This is a genomic window from Perlucidibaca sp. (genome assembly GCF_057084925.1).
Map to the genome: position 1 here is coordinate 101218 of NZ_JBXMRC010000031.1, position 19550 is coordinate 120767.

Consider the following 19550-nt stretch of genomic DNA (forward strand, 5'->3'; position numbering starts at 1 on the left):
GAGTTTGGGAATTCAATGGCAAGAATATTAATCGTGGGTGCGGGCGATGTGGGTGGCCGCGTTGCGGTGCTTTTGGCCGAGCAGGGCCATCGTGTTTGGGCATTGCGTCGGTCCATGCCCGAACAACGGCAGCCGCTAGCGGGAGTGCAAACACTGGTCGCGGATGTCACACGCCCAGAAACCCTGACGCAGTTGCCAGAGAACATAGACGTGGTCATAACGGCCCTGAGCCCAGGTGAGTCCAGCGAAGCGGCCTACCGTCGAGTGTATGTGGAGGGCACACGTCATCTGCTTCAGGCCCTAGAGGGGCAGAACGTGATTCGTCACTTTTGGGTGTCATCAACCAGCGTGTACGGTGAACAAACTGGTGCTTGGATCGATGACAACACGCCCGTTGCTGCCAGCAGCCCAACCACCGATGCCTTAATTGCTGCGGAAGCGTTGGCCGAGGCATCCTCAATCCCGTGCACCCTGGTGCGCTTTGGCGGGCTGTATGGTCCGGGGAGGCATTGGTTATTGCGTTGGGTCAGTTCGGGGCGCCCCATGCAGTCACAACCGCCGGTGTGGAGCAACCGCATACACGTTGAAGATGCCGCAGGCTTTCTGGCCCATCTCGCGATGCTAGCTTTACGAGGAGACACACTGCACGACAGTTATATCGGCGTGGATGATGCGCCCAGTGCGCAGCATGAGGTACTGACTTGGCTGGCGCAGCAGCTAGGCTGCGCGGTGCCTCCTGAAGTGACCGAAGTCAGCACTCAGCGGGGAAAGCGACTGCGCAATATACGATTACGTGCCAGTGGCTATGCATTGCGTTACCCGAGTTTTCGAGAGGGTTATTTGCAGGTGCTGTTGCAGGTATTGGCGGCTCGAGAAGCGCATTAACATTTCTTTGATGGCCCGATTAAGGCAATCGCATTACCATCCCGTCATATAAATAAAACAATTCGGCTATTTCCAGCCAGTGAGGGGCAGTATGCAGTTGCGCACAGTTTCCGCAGCACTTGTGGCGTTATCACTTTATGGGTGTGGCAGTGGCTCTGAAAATAAGCCAGACCCTCAGGGTGAAACGGGGACTAAATCGGAGCGTGTGGCGAGCTTCAAGGTGCCCAATCGGACGCAGCAAACGCCAGAAAATGCCAACGAAGCTTCGTGTGCCCGTAAAGCTAATTTAACGGGTGGCCGCCATCATCAAGTGAAATTGACCTCGGCCAGTGGCAAGGTCATTAGCTTTGAAGTCATTGAACCCAAAATCATTAACTGTACGGTGGGTAACCCCCTCGTCCTTCAAGGCCACGGCTTTGGCGGCTCGCGTACGATTGACCCCGCCGGTACGTTTCTCGAGCGCTTACAAAACAACGGTTATGCCGTTATTAGTATTGACCAGCGTGGCTTTGGTGAAAGCACGGGCACCGTGCGCGTCATGGACCCCAATGCCGAAGGTAAAGATCTGCTGCAAATCTTGGATTGGGCCGAGAAAAATCTCGATTATCTGGCGCAAGACACCACGGATAATGTGAACTTCAACCTAGTTGCCGGCGCTACTGGAGGCAGTTATGGCGGCATGTATCAAATGTTGATTCACAACATGGATCCTAAGCAGCGACTGGATGCATTAACGCCGGACATCACCCCGCATGATTTGCGTTATAGCCTGAACCCCAACAGCACCATTAAGTCGGCTTGGGTGGCTCTATTAGCCGTGGGTGGAGAAGCAGGTGCGAGCGAGAAATTAATTGGCGGCTTAGATCCGGTGTTAAAAGAAACGCTGCTGCGCGGTGCCGCAACCAACACGATACACGCGGGCGCGCTGCCATTCTTCTATTACCACAGCGTGCGTTACTTTACGGACGCTAAGCCTGCGAGCGCACAGGAGCCCATGGACTTTCTGGGGGCTCCCTTGAGTGATCTGTTAACCTATGAAGTGCCCGCAACCAAACCAAAGCCGGTGAGCATTCTGTTTTCGCAAGGCATGCGCGATACCTTATTTGACTTCAACAATGGTTGGGACAATTTCCAAGCGTACAAGGCGATTGGCGGCGACGTCCGTTTGATGACACATGAGTCCGGTCATATTTTGCCGGGTACGCAAACGATCTTGGCGCAAGCGGGGCCGTTAGGTGACGCAGTCAATCAGATCACTGATCAGCTAAATGGCGCCGGGCTGAGTACGGTGGAGCTGCAGAAGCCGTCAGGCGCTAATGCTTGCGGCGGCCTAGATCGCTTTGATCTGACCCTGGCCTTCCTCAATGAAAAGCTGAATCCGCCCAACAAAGTGGCCAGCTCTGCCGCCATTGTGGCGGGATTGGATAGGCTGAAAAGTCAGGTGTGTTTATCACTGGACGATAAAAAAGCGGCCTGGGTCAATGCGGACCAAATTGCAGACAAAAATTTAGTAAAAGCAGTTCCCATTCCAGCCACCACCTTGCCGGTGGCCAATTCCTTATTGGGCCTGACCAGTCTGCTACAACCCACGTTTATTCCGCTGGCAAACCTGCCCGCAGCGCGCCGCACGGTGGCGGGCATCGGCCAGCTAAAAATTAAATTAGCCTCGATACTGCCGGTTGATGGCTGTGCATTCGCAGGCTCTCTGCCGCCGGAATTCCCCATCAAAGGCTGTGATGCGATTGTCTATATTGGTTGGGGTGCAAAGTCTGGCTCAGCAGCGCCGCGCTTACTTGATGAGCAAGTCGTACCGGTACGTGGGCTGGGTGATCACACCATCAGAATGGTGGGCGTTGCTGACGAGTTGGCCGCTGACGAAAGTTTGGGCTTGCTGGTTTATGGCTACCACTTGCAGTACTTAACCAGTATTTCGCGTGACCTCTTGGTGCCCGCGGTGACGGTGAGTGGCACGGTGGATGTGCCATTGCTAAACCCGTAACCGCTGGGCGAGGGTGGTGCTGCGCTTAGACCGGCACCACCACAATGCCATCCATTTCAACTAATGCGGCACGGGGTAGCGAGGCTACGCCAATGGCCGCGCGCGCTGGGTAGGGCTGCTGAAAATAACGCGCCATGATTTCGTTAACCAGGGCGAAATGGCCCAAGTCTGTTAAGAAAATATTGAGCTTAGCAATGTCATTGAGGCTGGCGCCGCCGGCTTCACAGACTGCTTTCAGGTTGTCAAAAACCTGCACGATTTGCGCCTCAATGCCGTCCACCATCTGCATGCTGGCAGGGTCCAAGCCGATTTGGCCAGACAAATAAATGGTGTTACCCACTTTCACCGCTTGCGAGTAAGTGCCGATGGCGGCAGGTGCAGCGTTCGTGGAAATGATGGAACGATTCATAGCGACTCCCAAGAGAAAGAAAAATGACGGCGTCAGGCTTTGACGCGAATAACTTTATCGACGCCGGTCAACACGCGGATACGTTTAATAATCTGCGCCAGATGAATACGGTCTTTTACCAAGAGGCCGAGCTGCATCACACCGTGATGCGAGCCCTTTTCTTCGATGCTGATGTGCTCGATATTGGCATTGCTATCGGTGACCACGCTGGCAATGGTCGCCAATAAGCCCCGTTGATTCACCAGAGCAATGCGCAATTCACTTTGAAACTCCCGATCAATTTTATCGGACCAACGAAGCGGTAGGCATTTATCTGGGCTGGCGCGCAACTCCGTGCTGATGTTGCGGCACTTCTGGCGATGCACAACGATGCCGCGACCGGCGCTGAGATGGCCCATGATGTCATCGCCCGGAAGAGGGCGGCAGCAACGAGCATAGGACACAACCAGCCCTTCCGTGCCGCGAATCGCAATGCCTTTGGCGGCGGCGTTGCGCTTAGAAAATAGCTTATCGAGAATGCCCTCTTCCTCGGGCACGAGGCGACGAGCAACGATTTGTGGAACCTGATTGCCCAGCCCCACGCTTTCTAAAAGCTCTTCTAATTCCTGCATGCCAAGTTCACGCAGTACTTTCTTCACCGTTTTTTCCGGCAGGGTGTCTAAGCTGGCGCCAATATTGGAAAGCGCCTTAGCGAGCAGGCGTCGACCGAGATCTTGAGATTCGCTACCTTGCTGATCTTTTAAGAAGTGGCGAATTTTAGCTCGGGCACGACTGGTCACAACGAAATCGAGCCAGCCCGGGTTAGGGCGTGCACCTGGTGCGGTGACGATCTCCACGGTTTGTCCGGTCATCAGCGGTAAACTGAGCGGCGCGAGCCGGTTGTCTACGCGAGCAGCCACGCAGGTATCGCCCACATCGGAGTGCACAGCATAGGCAAAATCCACCGGGGTGGCGCCACGCGGCAGGGTCATGATGCGACCCTTGGGCGTGAACAAATAGACCTCGTCGGGGAATAGATCGACCTTTACGCTCTCAATGAACTCTAGCGAGTCCCCGGCGTTACGCTGCAGCTCCAGCAATGACTTCATCCACTCGCGCGCACGGGTTTGCGAAGTGTTAGTGAAGCCATCCGACTTATACAACCAATGCGCGGCTATGCCATTGCTGGCCATTGCATCCATTGCTTCCGAACGAATTTGCACTTCAATGGGTACCCCGCGCGGGCCTTTGAGCACGGTATGCAGCGATTGGTATCCATTGGTTTTCGGAATGGCGATGTAATCTTTGAATTTGCCCGGTATCGGCTTATACAAATTATGCATGATGCCCAGTGCCCGGTAGCAGGCATCGACGTTTTCGACGATGACGCGGAAGCCATAAACATCCATAATTTCGGCGAAATTGCGGCGTTTATCGCGCATTTTCTCGTAAATGCTGTAAAGATGCTTTTCTCGGCCTTCAACACGAGCGGTCAATCCTTCGCTCTTAAGGCGTTCGCTCAAGGCAGCTTCCAGCGTGACGACCATTTCTTTGCGGTGGCCGCGCGCAGCGAGAACGGCGCCACGAATGCGCTCGGCGCGCATGGGCCAAATGGCTTGGAAGCCTAACTCTTCGTATTCAATGCGGATGTCATTCATGCCCAGTCGCATGGCGATGGGGGCATAGATTTCCAGTGTTTCGCGCGCCACCCGTTTGCGTTTTTCCAGCGTCAGCACATCCAACGTGCGCATATTGTGCAGGCGGTCAGCCAACTTAACGACGATAACGCGGACATCCTGCGTCATCGCCAAAATCATTTTCTGGAAGTTTTCGGCCTGAGCCTCGGCTTTGGAATTGAAGTGCACTTGGGTGAGCTTGGTAACGCCATCCACCAGCATCGCTACATCAGGCCCAAAGTCAGTGCTCAGGGCCTCTTTCGAAACGCCCGTGTCCTCAATCACGTCATGCAGCATCGCGGCCATCAAGCTCTGATGGTCCATGTGCATGTCGCACAAAATATGGGCAACGGCTAGCGGGTGCGTGACATAAGGGTCGCCATTGCGTCGAAACTGACCGAGATGGGCCTGTTCGGAGAAAAAGTAGGCACGACGAATGTCTGCCACTTGGTCTGGTGTCAGGTAATCGGATAGGCGTTTACAGAGGGTGTCGATGCCGGAGCTCATGGGTTGAGTCTCCGGCTTCGCAGGCCGCGTCGTCAAGGCAGACAAGCGGCTAATTTTGCTGGAATTTATTTAAAGCTCAACAGGCGGTTGGTATTCGAGGTCGCCGAGGTTGCTGAGGTCAGGCAGCGCTTCTTCTTCTTGCACTTCCGTGAGAATGGCGCGCGTGACATGGCCAGCAGCGATTTCGCGCAGAGCCATGACGGTAGGCTTGTCATTTTCCCACGGCAGAGTGGCTTCTTTGCCGCCAGTCGCGAGTTGACGAGCACGCTTGGAAGCGACCAGCACGAGCTCGAAACGGTTATCTAGGTTGGTTAAGCAGTCTTCGACGGTTACACGGGCCACGATGTCTCTCCGAAGGCGTGATCGCTGCGCCGAGCTGGGGAGCGATCACAAAAGAGGCGGAATATTACGCGACGAGCCGCCTCAACGCAATGATTAAGACTTAACCACCGGTGAGCAGTCGTTTGATCAGTTCGGCCTGACGGTCGGCTTGGGCTCGATGGGATTGGCGCGCCGCACGGACAATCGCTTGCAGGTCAGCCAGTGCGGTGGGGAAATCATCGTTAATGACGAGGTAGTCGAACTCGCTGTAATGCGTGATGTCGGCAATGGCTTCGCTAAGACGATGCGCAATGACCTCATTGCTGTCTGTGCCGCGTCCGTTCAGGCGCTCGGCGAGTGCCTTAAGTGATGGCGGCAAAATGAAGATGGATAAGGCCTGCGGCATCAGCGCACGAACAATCTGAGCACCCTGCCAGTCAATTTCAAGAATGACATCGTGATCCTTGGCGAGTTGTTGTTCGACCCACGTGCGGGAAGTGCCATAGAGGTTGCCAAAGACTTCAGCATGTTCAAGGAACTGACCGGCCGCGACCTCAGCTAAGAATTGTTCGCGCGAGGTGAAATGATAGTTCACGCCATCGACCTCGCCAGGGCGAGCTGGGCGCGTGGTGTGCGACACGGATACTCCCAGACGGTCGGCATCGGCCACCAAGGCTTTCACGAGTGAGGTTTTGCCTGTGCCGGAGGCGGCGGCGATGATAAACAGGGTGCCGGACATGGCCTCGCTCCAAAAATTACAAAGAATGGAGTTTAGCGCATGCAGCAGGCAGTGGTCGTGTGCGTGATTGTAAGGCCACTGACAGTGACTGCTGGGTCGTGATAAAACGCGTTGTCACATTAAAAATAGGTTGGATCATGCTAGGTATTCCGCTGGGGCTGATGACCGCAAACGCCGTGGAGTGGGTCATGCACAAGTATGTGCTGCATGACATGGGTCGCGATCCGAAAAACTTCTGGGCCTTTCATTTTCACGAGCATCACAAAGTGGTGCGTAAGAATGCCTACCACGATCCGAACTACGAGAAATTCCCGCTCGGCCTGCACGCTCAGGGCAAGGAAGCGTGGGGTTTGATCGCGGCCAGCGCGGCGGTGGCACCGTTGTTCCCGGTAGCGCCGTTTTATGTGGGCACGCTCTGGTATTGCGCGGCCAACTACTATCGCGTGCACAAAAAGTCGCACATGGACCCAGCGTGGGGGCGAGCCAACATTCCCTGGCACTACGACCATCACATGGGCCGTAACCCGAACGCCAACTGGTGTGTGACCAAGCCGTGGTTCGACTACGTCATGGGCACGCGTGAATTCATGCCGGATGCCCCGCGTGAGAATAATGTGCTTGGGCTGCAGAAGCTGCCGCAGTGGCTGGCGAAGCGCTTGCCGGACCCGATGCGCTTCGGGCGCGTGGTTGGCGCACCGCTGAAGTCTGTGCCATCCGTGGCGTGAAGTGTGTTGACGCTCAGTGCGGATCGTTGAACGAACTATCCCAATAAACCGGTCGTGGCGGCGGTGTCGTCACCCCCGGTTTTGCCTGTAGATATTCTCCAAGCACGCGCGACCAGAGCGTGAGAAAGTGTGAGGCGAAAGCGTCGCTTTTCATTAAATGGCGCTCCATCGCCATGCCCGTGAGCAGCCAGTGCGTAAGCACGAACAGGTGCGTGGCATTAACGCCATCTCGCGCTGGCTCAAAGTAGTGTTGCGTCGCCACTTCAAGTGTTTTGTATCCCACGGCCCAGAGTTTCTGAATGATGGCCGACAGCTCATCATCGCGCCGACTCGCCAGCATGAGCTCCATCAAGGCCAGGCTCTCAGTTTTGCCGAAGAGCTCGTGCCAGCTCGCCAGAATCATGTCGTTGAGGCGATTGTCCGAGTGCTCGAGTGCGCGAATGGCATGGCCGAGATAGATGTAGAGCTGTCGAATCAGATGGTCCGCCGTGGCCTCAATAAGCGATGCCTTGGTCGGGAAGTGATGCAGCGGAGCCCCGCGCGATACGCCGGCGGCAGTGATGATCTGACTGACGGTGGTGCCAACATAACCTTCGGCAGCCAGACATTGCGCCGTGGCCTCGATCAGACGCTGGCGCATGGCGTTGCTGCGCTCGGCTTGGGTGCGGCGGGCGCTGTCATTGACGGCACCGGAAGCAGCAGCTTCAGTCATCTTGGCATTCTCTCGCGACCATCTTTGTTGCCGCATTCTAACGATCATTTCACTGGACCGGGACTCGGTCATTTCATGACTGCGTGGTCATAAATTGCTTGACAGTATCTCAGCCTGCGCGGTAAACACAAACATGTTGTACGACCGTATTGTAAATATTCTTCATTAGCGCGGCCGACACTTGGGAGAGTTGAACGATGTCCAATCTGCGTTTTGACGGCCGCGTGGCCATTGTGACCGGGGCTGGTAACGGCCTTGGTCGTTCGCACGCCCTGATGTTGGGTGCGCTCGGGGCCAAGGTGGTGGTCAATGATCTGGGGGGTGGCGCGCATGGCGACGGCAAGTCCTCCGCAGCGGCCGACAAGGTCGTGGAAGAAATCAAGGCGCTCGGTGGTGATGCCGTGGCCAACTACGATTCCGTGGAACACGGCGCGAGCATCGTGCAGACGGCGCTGGATGCCTTCGGCACGGTCGACATCGTCATCAACAACGCCGGCATCCTGCGTGATGTCAGCTTCCAGAAGATGACCCAGGGCGACTGGGACCTGATCCTCAAGGTGCATCTCACCGGGTCGATGAGCGTGTCGCACGCGGCGTGGCCGATCATGCGCGAGAAGGGCTACGGCCGCATCATCATGACCACCTCGGCGGCGGGCATCTACGGCAACTTCGGCCAGGCCAACTACTGCGCGGCCAAGCTCGGTCTCGCCGGCCTCGCCAACTGTCTCGCCGAGGAGGGTCGCAGCAAGGGCATCCACGTCAACACCATCGCGCCCATCGCGGCGTCGCGCCTGACCGAGACGGTGATGCCGCCGGAGCTGCTGGCCAATCTAAAGCCAGAGAATGTCAGCCCGTTGGTGGCCTGGCTCTGCCATGAGGATTGCGAAGAGACCAAGGGTCTGTTCGAGGTCGGCGCTGGTTACATTGCCAAGCTGCGCTGGGAGCGCACGCAGGGCCAGTCATTCCCATTGGGCAAGGCGTTCAGCATTGATGACGTGGCGAAGAAATGGGACACGATCACTGATTTCACCGACGCCGGCCACCCGGCCAGTGTGAACGATTCCTTCGCACCGATTCTGCACAACATCAACAACCCGCGCCTGGGCGGGAACGAGTTCATTGATCTCGATGAAGCCGCCAAGGCCGAGCTGGTGCTGGAAAACAGTTACGACGAGCGCGATATCGCGCTGTATGCGCTGGGCATCGGTGCCGCGCGCGACCCGATGGACGCTACCGAGCTGGGTTATGTGTACGAGCTGGGGTCGGACTTCCGGGTGCTGCCGACCTACGGCGTGATGCCGCAGTCCAACGCCATGCTGGCGGCGGCCAAGGCCGGCGGCCTGAAGCTGCCGGGCATGAATTTCGGCTTTGATCGCCTGCTGCACGGCGAGCAGTACACCGAGATCAAGCGCCCGCTGCCGCCGCAGGCCAAGCTACGGCACGTGTTCAAGTTCAAGGAAGCCTTCGACAAGGCGCCGAATGCGGTGGTGACCTTTGCCGTGCACAGCTATGACGAGACCGGCGAGGAGATCATCTACAACGAGATGACCTCCTTCGTGAAGGGCGCGGGTGGCTGGGGCGGCGATCGCGGGCCATCGGCGGACATCAATGTGCCGCCGGCGCGCGAGCCGGATGCGGTCATCGAGGAGAAGACCGATGACAACCAGACGCTGCTGTATCGCCTGTCCGGCGACTGGAACCCGCTGCATGCCGATCCGGCTTTCGCCAGGGCGTTCGGTTTCGAGAAGCCCATCCTGCATGGCATGTGTACTTTCGGCTACTGCGGTCGCCATGTGGTGAAGGCGTTCAGCGGCAACGACCCACGCTATTTCAAGAGCATCAAGGTGCGCTTCGCCAAGAGCGTGTTTCCGGGCGAGACTCTGGTCACGAAGATGTGGAAGGAGTCCGACACCCGCATCCTCTTCGAGACTTCAGTGAAGGAGCGCGGCGAGGTGGTGATCAAGAACGCCGCTGTGGAACTGTATGCCGAGATTCCTGCGCCCAAGGCGAAGGCTGAGCCGGCGGCTGCCAAGGGTGCGGCCAGTGGCGTTGACGAGGGTGTGACGCTGGCTGATGTGTTCGGCGGCATTAAGGCGTTTGTGGCAGCCAAGCCGGCGCTGGTGGCGGAAACCAAGACCTCGTTCCAGTTCGTTTTCCACAACCAGGAATCGAGCTGGTTCATCGATCTCAAGAATGGAGCAGGCGCGGTCGGCAGCGGTCAGATCGACAAGCCCGATGTGACCATCGAGCTCGATGCCGAGCACATCGACACGCTGTTCGGCGGTGATCTGGGCGCGGTGCAGAAGCTCTATTTCGGCGGCAAGATGAAGGTGCATGGCAATGTCATGGCCTCGAACAAGCTGACCGTGCTCTCGGGCATGGACAAGGCCCTGGTTGAGCAGGCGCGGGCTACGCGTGTCGCGGCGGGTGGTGGAGCTGCTTCCGAGGCGGCAGCGCCGGCAGCAGATGAAGCCGTGACGCTGGCGGATGTCTTCGGTGGCATCAAGGCCTTCGTGGCGGCCAAGCCGGAGCTGGTCGAGCAGACCAAGACCAGCTTCCAGTTCACTTTCCACAATCCCGAGTCGAGCTGGTTCATTGACCTGCGCAATGCGCCGGGCAGCGTGGGCGCCGGCACAGCGGTGAAGCCGGACGTGACCATCGAGCTCGACAGCCAGTATGTGGATACGCTGTTTGGCGGCGATCTGGCGGCCGTGCAGAAGCTGTTCTTCGGCGGTCAGCTCAAGATCAGCGGCAATGTCATGGCGTCGAACAAGCTCACGGTGCTGGCCGACATGGACAAGGCGCTGGTGGAAAAAGCGCGTCAGGCGCGTCTGGCCAGCGGTGCATCGGCCGAGGCGGCGGTGGCCGCCAAAGCGCCGCGCGAGGTCTTCGCGGATCGCCTGTTCGCGGCGCTGACCGAGAAGCTGGGACGGGGCGAGCTGAAGACCGGGCTGACGGCCGTGCTGCAGTTCAACCTCCACGACCTCGACGCGGTGTGGTCGGTGGACTTCGGTGGCCGCGAGGTGGCGCGCCGTGCGGTGGCCTCGCCGGCGGCGGTCATCGGCCTCAGTGACGACACCCTGAAGGCACTGGCCGACGGTGGCGATCTGCGGGCGCTGTTCCAGAAAGGCGCGTTGAGCGTGGTCGGCGATGTGCGGCTGGCGCGCGAGCTGACCTGTCTGGCCGGACTGCTCTGATCCAGTTTGCCTGACTGCCGGGCGGCTTCGGCCGCCCGGATCAACCCTGAATTCAACGAGAGAAAGCATCATGAAAAATCGTGTGAACGTGATTGGCGTGGGCATGACCAAGTTCGCCAAGCCCGGTGCCAGCGACGACTACCATGTGATGGCCGCCGCCGCGGGCCGCCTGGCGCTGAATGACGCCGGCATCCGCTACGACGAGATCGAGCAGGCCTACACCGGCTATGTCTATGGCGACTCCTGCAGCGGCATGCGCGCCGTGTACGAGATCGGCCTCACCGGCATTCCCATCTTCAACGTGAACAGCAACTGCTCCACCGGTTCCAGCGCGTTGTATCTGGGTCGCCAGGCTATCGAGTCCGGCCTGGCCGAGTGCGTGCTGGTGGTGGGTTTCGAGAAGATGGAAAAGGGCGCGCTCGGGGCCAAGTTCAACGACCGCGAATCCTCCATGTCGCTGCATGCGCAGGTCATGCTCGATGCCCAGGGCTTCACCAGCGCGCCGCCGGCCGCGCAGATGTTCGGCGGTGCCGGCCGCGAGTATCGCTGGCAGCATGGCACCAAAAAGGAGACCTTTGGCAAGATCGCCGAGAAGGCGCGTCGTCATGCCAGCAAGAACCCGTATGCGTTGTTCGGGCAGGTGCTTTCGCTGGAAGAAATCATGGCCTCGGAGGAAGTCTTCGATCCGCTGACCCGCTTTCAGTGCTGCCCGCCGACCTGTGGTGCCGGTGCTGCCGTGCTCTGCTCGGACGCCTTCGCTGCCAAGCATGGCATCAAGAACCCGGTCTACATCGCCGCGCAGGCCATGACCACGGACTTCCCGAGCAGCATCCACGAGAACTCGATGATCAAGATGGTCGGTTACGACATGACCAAAAATGCGGCGCGTCAGGTCTACGAGGCGGCCGGCATCGGCCCGGAAGACGTGGATGTGGTCGAGCTGCACGACTGCTTCACGGCCAACGAGCTGCTGACCTACGAGGCGCTGGGGCTGTGCTCGGAAGGTGGCGCCGAGAAGTTCATCTGGGACGAAGACAACACCTACGGCGGCAAGGTCGTGACCAACCCGTCCGGCGGTTTGTTGTCCAAGGGTCACCCGCTCGGCGCGACCGGACTGGCGCAGTGCACGGAGCTGGTCTGGCAGCTGCGCGGCACCGCCGATCAGCGTCAGGTGGCCGGCGCGCGCGTGGCGCTGCAGCACAATCTCGGCCTCGGAGGGGCTTGCGTGGTCACGATGTATCGTCGTGACTGAGCTCTAACTTACCTGTGACGTCTGTACAGGGGTTGCCTGCCAAGCAGCATGCGATTTGAACTTGTCAGGTCAACCCCGTAAGCTCCGCGATTGGTAGACCTTTTGGTCACTTTTGACGGCATTTGCCATTTTCGGGGCTTCATGGACGCATATATCGCCGACTTTCAAGCCAACTTATGGCTATACATCTCGATTCCGTTTATTAGCGGTTTGATCGGCTACGTCACGAAAGTGGTGGCGATCAAAATGATGTTCCACCCCATCGAATTCTGGGGCATCAAACCGTTTTTCGGCTGGCAAGGTATTGTGCCGCGCAAATCCGTAAAAATGGCCACCATCGCCGTGGATCTGATGACCGAGCGCTTAATTAAGCCCGAAGAAATCTTTGCCAGACTTGACCCCAAGCGCATCGCCCGTGAAATCGAAACGCCGATGATGGAAGCATCGGAAGATATCGTGCGTGAAGTCATGCACCAGTATCAGCCGGGACTCTGGGAGGGTATGCCCGAGTTCATGCGTCAAGCCATCATTAAACGCGTGAAATCGGAAGCACCGAAAATCGTGGCCACGATCATGGGCGAGGTGCAGCACGATGTGTCGCGCTACTTCGATATTCGCCACATGGTTATCAGCAATCTGCAGAAAGATAAGACGCTATTGAATGAAGTGTTCCAGCGTGTGGGTAAGCAGGAGCTGAAGTTCTTTTGCACCGCCGGCTTTTATTTCGGCTTCACCATCGGCCTGGTGCAGATGGTGTGTTGGGTTATCTTTAAGCAGCCGTGGATGTTGCCCGCCTTTGGTGGTTTTGTTGGTTTGGTGAGTGATTGGCTGGCGCTGCAAATGCTCTTCCGCCCGCTCAATCCGAAAAAGTTCATGGGCTTCACGATTCATGGCTTATTTTTGAAGCGTCAGAATGAAGTGGCTTCCGATTACGCCGCGCTCATCTCCAAACAAATTCTCACGCCCGGCATCATGATGGAGGAGCTGTTTACTGGCCCGAAATCGGACCGAGTGATTCAATTACTACAGCGCCATGTCCGCCGTGTCATCGATGAACAAGCCGGTCTTGCGCGCCCGCTGGTGCTCTACGCCGTGGGCACCGAACGCTACATTCAAATGAAAGCGACGGTAGCCGAACGTATTTTAGAGAAGCTGCCTGACACCATGAAGTACATGGAAAATTACGCCGAAGATGCCATGGATGTGCGCAATACGCTAATTACGCGTATGAAGCAGTTAACACCTACCGAGTTCGAAGGCATGCTGCGTCCGGCCTTTAAAGAAGAAGAATGGATTCTGATTACGGTCGGTGCGGTGCTCGGCTTTTTGGTCGGCGAAATGCAAATCCAGTTCATGCTCTAACGTGACCCGTAGGCATCAATAAAAAGTAGGAGGGTCGCTATGGCGATTAGGGCAAAAGATTTAGGGCCGGATGTGCCGCGTAGAGGCAATGCCGTCGGCCAATTTGTCGGCGAGTTAATGTTGAAATTGTTGCGTTGGGAAATCGTTGGCGTGCCGCTGTCGGCGCCCAAGGCCATGTTTATTGGCGCCCCACATACGTCTAATCGTGATGCCCTAATTGCAGTGGCCGTGATGCTAGCGTTGCGCTTGCGAATTAATGTCATGGTCAAGGCCGAGCTCTTTGTCGGCCCGTTCGGCAAGCTCATTCACTGGTTCGGTATGCGCCCGGTGTATCGCAGCAAATCCATGGGCCTAGTCGAGCAGTCGGCTCAGCAGTATCGCGACACCGACAAGCTGTATCTAGGCATTGCGCCTGAAGGTACGCGTCATGCCTCTAAGGCGTGGAAGTCCGGTTTCTACCATATTGCGGTGATGGCAGGGGTGCCGATCCAGCCATTCGCGCTGAACTTTGGTGAGCGCAAATTGGAGTTTTTTCCCTTGTTTACGCCGACCGGCGATATCGATGCCGACATAAAGTACCTCATTGGATTGTATCGTGGCGTGGTGCCAGCCGACCCCAGCCGGCTCTCGATTCCGCTGCGCGAGTTAAACGAAAAGGACTAAGTGATGAACCCGATTATGCGCCGCGCCTTGAATGCCGGACTGTCTGCGAATTCGCGTGTCGCCTCGGTGGTGGACAATGCGTTTGACTGGCTGTTTCTGCGCGAAACGCTGGTGCAATCGGGCCTTACCGCGCACGAAGTGATTTTTGAATCAGATCCGATGTCGTTGCGTTATTACCCGCCGCCCGCTGAGCAATTCATCGAGATGGCCGATAACGAACGCGTGCGCGTCGAGCATCAGCGGCATCCGGTACCGCTGGTTTTAGTGCCACCGCTGGGCGTCACCACCGAGTCGTTTGATTTAATGCCGCATCGCAGCCTAGTGCGCTATATGGCCGCCCGGGGCTTCCATGTCTATCTGATTGACTGGGGCAAGCCGCAGCGTCGCCATGCGCAGTTGGGTATGCAGGATTACGCGCAGCACATGATGAGTGATGCCCTAGCTGAGGTGCGCCGTCACTCGGGCAGCGAAGATGTGTCACTCATGGGTTGGTGCATGGGTGGCCTGCTGTCGCTGGTCTATATGGGTCTGACGCAGGATCAGCACATTCGCAATCTGATTACCATTGCTAGCCCCATTAACATGCGCGGTGGCGGCATTGTGGCGAAGGCAGCCACCGCCATGAATGCGCCCGCTCAATTGGTACGCAAATTCAGTGGCTGGCGCTTACACAACCTGAATCCCAGCCGCCTGCATTCGCCGGGTTGGATGACCACGTTGGGCTTTAAGCTCACTGACCCCATCGGCAGCATTACCACCTACTGGGATTTGCTGACCAAGCTCTGGGATCGCGACTTTGTCGAGAGCCATTCGACCACGGCCGACTACCTGAACAATATGCTGGATTATCCCGGCGGCGTGATTCAGGACATGATGGTGAAGATGGCCATCGACAACCAGATGGCCACCGGTCGTATTGAAATTCGCGATGCCGTGGCGGATCTCACCACCATCACCGCCAATATGCTGGTGTTTGCCGGTAAGACCGATGTGCTGGTACCCGAGGGAATTGCCCGCCGCAGCATTGAATTGGTGGCCTCCAAAGACAAACAGTTCCATGTCTCTCCAGGTGGGCATATGGGCGTGATTCTCGGTAGCAAAGCCGTGAAGTCCGTTTGGGAGCCGACGGTGCAGTGGTTGTCGTCACGCTCGCAATGGTCAGCGGATGGCCGTCAACGCAGCAGTACCGCCGACATGACCGCGCGTCAAGCGCGTCAACGCCGCATCGCGGAAGACCCAACGCTGTAAGTTTATTTGTGAAAGGATAAAAGCCATGCCAGCAGCAAACGCGCGTCGAGCCGATAAGTACCCGGTACAACGCTTGCTCGAACATGCCCGCAAAGCGCCCGACAAAATCTGGTTGGTGCAACCGGCCGGTGACAGCGTTCGCCAATGGACTTGGTCGCAAGCGGCGCGCGAAGTTGGCCGTATGGCAGCTGCCCTGAAGGCACAGAATTGGCCCGCCGGCAGTGCCATTGCGATCTCGGGCCGGAACACCGCGCATTGGTTTCTTGCCGATTTAGCGATTCAGTGGGCAGGGCATGTCACTGTTGGTTTATTTCCTAAACAAGCGCCCTCGGCAACGCAATACATTCTGCAGCACTGCGAAGCGCGGGCGGTGTTTCTCGGGCCCATGCCTGATGGTGCGGATTTTCTGGCCGCTATTCCTGAAGGCGTGACCACCATTCGTTTCCCGTATGTGGAAGCCCCGCATGCGGATATTGATTGGGACGATATGGCGCAGGCACAGTCTCCACTCAGCCAATACGACAGACCCGAACCCGACACACTGATGACACTGATTTATACCTCAGGCACCACGGGTCACCCCAAGGGCGTCATGATTACTTACGGCGCCATGGCGTGGACGGCACAAGCCTTTTTGTCCAAGTTGCCACCCGCTTCCGCTCAAGAGCGCTTGTTTTCCTACTTGCCCTTGGCCCATGTGCTGGAGCGCGCGGCCGTAGAAACCGCGAGCTTGCTCTGGCAGGCCGAAGTGCATTTTCTGGAAGCACTGGACAAGCTGGCGCAACAATTACCCCAAGTCGCTCCGACGCGATTCTTTGCCGTACCGTTGGTGTGGGGGCGCTTTAAGGCCGGCATCTTAGGCAAGCTCTCTGAGAGCAAACTCGATCGCCTTATGGCCATTCCCATTTTGCGTGATGTGGTGCGCTTCAAATTATTGAAAACCCTGGGTTTACAGAATGTTCGTATGGCGCTATCCGGTGCCGCGCCAATTCCGGTGAGCACGCTGGAGTGGTACAAGCGCGTGCTCGGTTTGGAGATTTTGGAAGGCTACGGCATGACCGAAAATTTGGCCTATGTTGCCGCAGGCCTGCCCGGTCGGACACGCTTTGGCTCTGTCGGCAAGCCCTTTCCGGACTCCGGTTTCCGACTCTCAGACGAAGGCGAAGTTCAAGTCAAACACCCGGGCGTGATGGCCGGCTACCTGAAAGAGCCCGACAAAACGTTAGAGACATTTACCGACGATGGTTGGCTAAAAACGGGCGATAAAGGCCGTCTAGACCATGATGGCTACCTCTATATCACCGGTCGTGTGAAAGACATATTTAAGACCGCGAAAGGCAAGTATGTAGCACCTGCACCCATTGAAGGTGCCATGGCGAAATCGGCGTTGATCGATCAACTGTGCTTAGTGGGCATGAATTTGACGCAGCCGGTCATGATCATGACACTCACAGCCGAAGCCTTGGAGCTTCCACGCCAGTCGGTTGAGCGCGAGCTATTGACCCTACTCGATACGATCAATAGCGATCTAGAAGACCACGAAAAAGTCGCTAAGCTCATTATCACCAGTGATAGCTGGACGATTGACAACGGCTTTCTGACCCCGACGCTGAAAGTGAAACGCAACCTCGTTGAGGCTAACTACGCGGGCTTGGTCGAGCGCGAATCAGCAAATCGTCGAGCGTTGTTAGTCTGGGTTTAAGCGCGTCACTCTACGTTCTGAATCTGTTCCCGCATCTGCTCAATCAGCACCTTCAACTCCACGGAAGAGAGGGTGCTGTCAGCGCTAACTGATTTTGACCCCAGGGTGTTGGCTTCGCGATTGAGCTCCTGCATGAGGAAATCGAGGCGACGGCCTACCGCGCCGCCACTGGCCAGTACTCGGCGAATTTCGGTGACATGCGCAAGCAAGCGGTCCACCTCTTCCGCCACATCCATCTTCTGCGCGAACAGCACCACCTCCTGCTCCAGCCTTTCAGCGGACAAATCGGCCTTGGCTTCCGCGACGCGCGCGAGCAGCTTGGTACGGAAATGCTGAAGGATTTGCGGCAGGCGTACGCGTACGCCACTGACCTCGCGCTCGATGCCTTGCAGCCGGGCCTCGACCAGCTCATGCAGTGCGGCACCTTCGCGCGCGCGCATGGCCATGAAGTCGCTTAACGCCTGCCCAAACAAAGCGTCAGCACTGGCGAGCAGGCTCGAAGCATCGACCTCTTGGGTCATCAGCACGCCGGGTAGGCGCAGCAGGTCTGCCGTGTTCAGCGGGGCTTTCTCCTCGGAATGACCAGCGAGCCGATCGATCTCGCGTAATGCGCCGAGCAGCTGCTGTACGCGTGCGGTATTGATGGTCACGGCTTCACTGCTGTCGGCGGCTTCGTAGCGCGCGCTGATCTCGACTTTCCCGCGGGCGATGTTTTCGCGCAGGCGATCGCGCCAGGCAAATTCTCGCTCGCGGACAGCATCGGCCAAACGAAAATTGGCTTCCAGATGCCGGCTGTTGACGGAGCGAATTTCGATGGCCAGCAGGCCTAAGGCGCTGCGTTGTTCAGCGCGGGCGAAGGCGGTCATGCTGTGAATAGGCTGGCTCATGCGCAGTTCTCGGGGCAGAAAAGACGAAGACGGTGATTGTAGCGGCTATACTCCACGCCATTACAGATCTCTCATCATTCAGGAATTTTTCCATGCGCGCTTCCGGCCGTCAGCTCGATCAGCTTCGCCCCGTCACCATCACCCGCGACTTTACCTGCCATGCCGAAGGTTCGGTGCTGGTCGAGTTCGGCAATACCAAGGTGCTGTGCACGGCCAGCGTTGAGGCCGGCGTGCCGCGCTTTATGAAGGGTAAGGGCGAGGGCTGGATCACCGCTGAATACAGCATGTTGCCGCGCGCCACACACACGCGCAATCAGCGCGAAGCCAGCAAGGGCAAGCAGGGCGGGCGCACGCTGGAGATCCAGCGCCTGATCGGCCGGTCGCTGCGCGCCATGGTCGATCTGAAGAAGCTCGGCGAGAACACCATCACCATCGACTGCGATGTGATTCAGGCGGATGGCGGCACGCGCACGGCGGCGATCACCGGTGGTGCTGTCGCGCTGGTCGATGCCTTGACCTGGATGTTGAACCAGAAAATGATTAAGAACGACCCGCTGATTGGCTTGATTGCCGCCATTTCGGTGGGCATTGTTAAGGGCGAGCCTATGCTCGATCTCGAATACACGGAAGATTCAGCCTGTGATACCGATATGAACGTGGTCATTAACCAGCTCGGCGGCATCATTGAGATTCAGGGCACGGCCGAAGGTGCAGCATTCTCGCGTAAGGAAGTGGATGCGCTCATGGATCTGGCCGAGAAGGGTGTGAAAGAGCTGGTTCAGGCACAGCAGAAAGCACTGAACTGGTAAGCGGGTGAGTTAACTCAACACAACAAGAAGAGGTGAGTCATGCCGGATTTTCACGTGTTCACACTGTTTGTGGCATTCAATACGGTGTTGCTGACGCTGCTTGCGCTCAATGTGTCGCGCGTTCGCATTGGCCTGCGCATTCCGAATGGGGATGGCAACAGCATCCCCATGAAAAAAGCCATTCGTGCGCATGCTAATGGCGTCGAGCAAGTGGTGGTGTTTGCGCTGGTGCTACTGGCGCTGACTTACCAGGCGCTATCAGCCGAATGGCTTCTGATGCTGGCGGCTACGTTCAGCGTTGCCCGCGTGGTGCATGCGCTGGGCATGTTAAAGCCGCATATTTTGGCGCGACAACTGGGCGCTGCGCTGACCTTTACGTTGCAGATTGTGGGTGCACTCTTACTGGTGTTTTGAGTGTGGCGCACTAACTTAGCGACACAATACTGAACAATCCCTCAGAATTTCGCTGATAGCATGC

At 57.5% G+C, this 19550-nt stretch carries 17 protein-coding genes and 1 pseudogene; 12 read left to right on the top strand and 6 right to left on the bottom strand.

Going from position 1 to position 19550, the window contains the following annotated elements; genetic code table 11:
- The first annotated feature begins 15 nt into the window (after window positions 1–15).
- Window positions 16–885, top strand: coding sequence for an NAD(P)H-binding protein (locus tag AC14IB_RS10380; RefSeq protein ID WP_484231802.1), 870 nt, complete (start codon window positions 16–18; stop codon window positions 883–885).
- A 91-nt stretch (window positions 886–976) separates the two neighbouring features.
- The gene (locus tag AC14IB_RS10385; RefSeq protein WP_484231803.1) at window positions 977–2884 is read left to right on the top strand and encodes an alpha/beta hydrolase; all 1908 of its coding nucleotides are present in this window, start codon (window positions 977–979) and stop codon (window positions 2882–2884) included.
- A gap of 25 nt (window positions 2885–2909) precedes the next feature.
- Here AC14IB_RS10385 and AC14IB_RS10390 read toward each other — a convergent pair whose 3' ends face one another.
- From AC14IB_RS10390 to gmk, 4 genes are all read right to left on the bottom strand, one after another.
- Window positions 2910–3293 carry a RidA family protein gene (locus AC14IB_RS10390; protein WP_484231804.1) on the bottom strand — a complete coding sequence of 128 codons (384 nt, stop codon included), beginning with the start codon at window positions 3291–3293 and terminating at the stop codon, window positions 2910–2912.
- 32 nt (window positions 3294–3325) lie between these two features.
- Window positions 3326–5455, bottom strand: a complete 2130-nt coding sequence (gene spoT, locus AC14IB_RS10395) for a bifunctional GTP diphosphokinase/guanosine-3',5'-bis pyrophosphate 3'-pyrophosphohydrolase (RefSeq protein WP_484231805.1) — start codon at window positions 5453–5455, stop codon at window positions 3326–3328.
- 69 nt (window positions 5456–5524) lie between these two features.
- Window positions 5525–5797, bottom strand: coding sequence for a DNA-directed RNA polymerase subunit omega (gene rpoZ / locus AC14IB_RS10400; RefSeq protein ID WP_068857809.1), 273 nt, complete (start codon window positions 5795–5797; stop codon window positions 5525–5527).
- Window positions 5798–5897: 100 nt separating this feature from the next.
- Window positions 5898–6515, bottom strand: a complete 618-nt coding sequence (gmk, locus tag AC14IB_RS10405; RefSeq protein ID WP_484231806.1) for a guanylate kinase — start codon at window positions 6513–6515, stop codon at window positions 5898–5900.
- 137 nt (window positions 6516–6652) lie between these two features.
- Here gmk and AC14IB_RS10410 point away from each other — a divergent pair, with 137 nt between their 5' ends.
- Complete coding sequence (locus tag AC14IB_RS10410; RefSeq protein WP_484231807.1) at window positions 6653–7240, top strand: hypothetical protein; 588 nt, start codon at window positions 6653–6655, stop codon at window positions 7238–7240.
- A gap of 13 nt (window positions 7241–7253) precedes the next feature.
- Here the strand turns inward: AC14IB_RS10410 and AC14IB_RS10415 are convergent, their stop codons facing one another.
- Window positions 7254–7952: a TetR/AcrR family transcriptional regulator gene (locus AC14IB_RS10415; protein WP_484231808.1), complete on the bottom strand. Its 699-nt coding sequence runs from the start codon at window positions 7950–7952 to the stop codon at window positions 7254–7256.
- 197 nt (window positions 7953–8149) lie between these two features.
- Here AC14IB_RS10415 and AC14IB_RS10420 point away from each other — a divergent pair.
- From AC14IB_RS10420 to AC14IB_RS10450, 7 genes and pseudogenes are all read left to right on the top strand, one after another.
- Window positions 8150–9040, top strand: a pseudogene (locus AC14IB_RS10420) (SDR family oxidoreductase); the annotation flags it as partial.
- Between the two features lie 63 nt (window positions 9041–9103).
- A complete protein-coding gene (locus tag AC14IB_RS10425) occupies window positions 9104–11149 on the top strand; it encodes an SCP2 sterol-binding domain-containing protein (RefSeq protein ID WP_484231882.1) in 2046 nt (681 codons plus the stop codon).
- A gap of 70 nt (window positions 11150–11219) precedes the next feature.
- Window positions 11220–12401 (top strand): lipid-transfer protein, encoded by a 1182-nt coding sequence (locus AC14IB_RS10430; protein ID WP_484231809.1) that lies wholly within the window; start codon window positions 11220–11222, stop codon window positions 12399–12401.
- A gap of 141 nt (window positions 12402–12542) precedes the next feature.
- Complete coding sequence (locus tag AC14IB_RS10435; protein ID WP_484231810.1) at window positions 12543–13763, top strand: DUF445 domain-containing protein; 1221 nt, start codon at window positions 12543–12545, stop codon at window positions 13761–13763.
- A gap of 39 nt (window positions 13764–13802) precedes the next feature.
- Entirely contained in the window at window positions 13803–14426 is a 624-nt protein-coding gene (locus AC14IB_RS10440) for a 1-acyl-sn-glycerol-3-phosphate acyltransferase (protein ID WP_484231811.1), read from the top strand.
- Between the two features lie 3 nt (window positions 14427–14429).
- Window positions 14430–15674 (top strand): alpha/beta fold hydrolase, encoded by a 1245-nt coding sequence (locus AC14IB_RS10445; RefSeq protein ID WP_484231812.1) that lies wholly within the window; start codon window positions 14430–14432, stop codon window positions 15672–15674.
- A gap of 25 nt (window positions 15675–15699) precedes the next feature.
- Window positions 15700–17376 (top strand): AMP-binding protein, encoded by a 1677-nt coding sequence (locus AC14IB_RS10450; RefSeq protein WP_484231813.1) that lies wholly within the window; start codon window positions 15700–15702, stop codon window positions 17374–17376.
- 5 nt (window positions 17377–17381) lie between these two features.
- Here AC14IB_RS10450 and AC14IB_RS10455 read toward each other — a convergent pair whose 3' ends face one another.
- Window positions 17382–18263 carry a YicC/YloC family endoribonuclease gene (locus tag AC14IB_RS10455; protein ID WP_484231814.1) on the bottom strand — a complete coding sequence of 294 codons (882 nt, stop codon included), beginning with the start codon at window positions 18261–18263 and terminating at the stop codon, window positions 17382–17384.
- 92 nt (window positions 18264–18355) lie between these two features.
- Between AC14IB_RS10455 and rph the strand changes: the two genes are divergently transcribed.
- Both rph and AC14IB_RS10465 read left to right on the top strand, forming a co-directional pair.
- Entirely contained in the window at window positions 18356–19072 is a 717-nt protein-coding gene (gene rph, locus AC14IB_RS10460; RefSeq protein ID WP_068857818.1) for a ribonuclease PH, read from the top strand.
- 39 nt (window positions 19073–19111) lie between these two features.
- Window positions 19112–19486: an MAPEG family protein gene (locus tag AC14IB_RS10465; protein ID WP_068857819.1), complete on the top strand. Its 375-nt coding sequence runs from the start codon at window positions 19112–19114 to the stop codon at window positions 19484–19486.
- The last annotated feature ends 64 nt before the right edge of the window (window positions 19487–19550 follow it).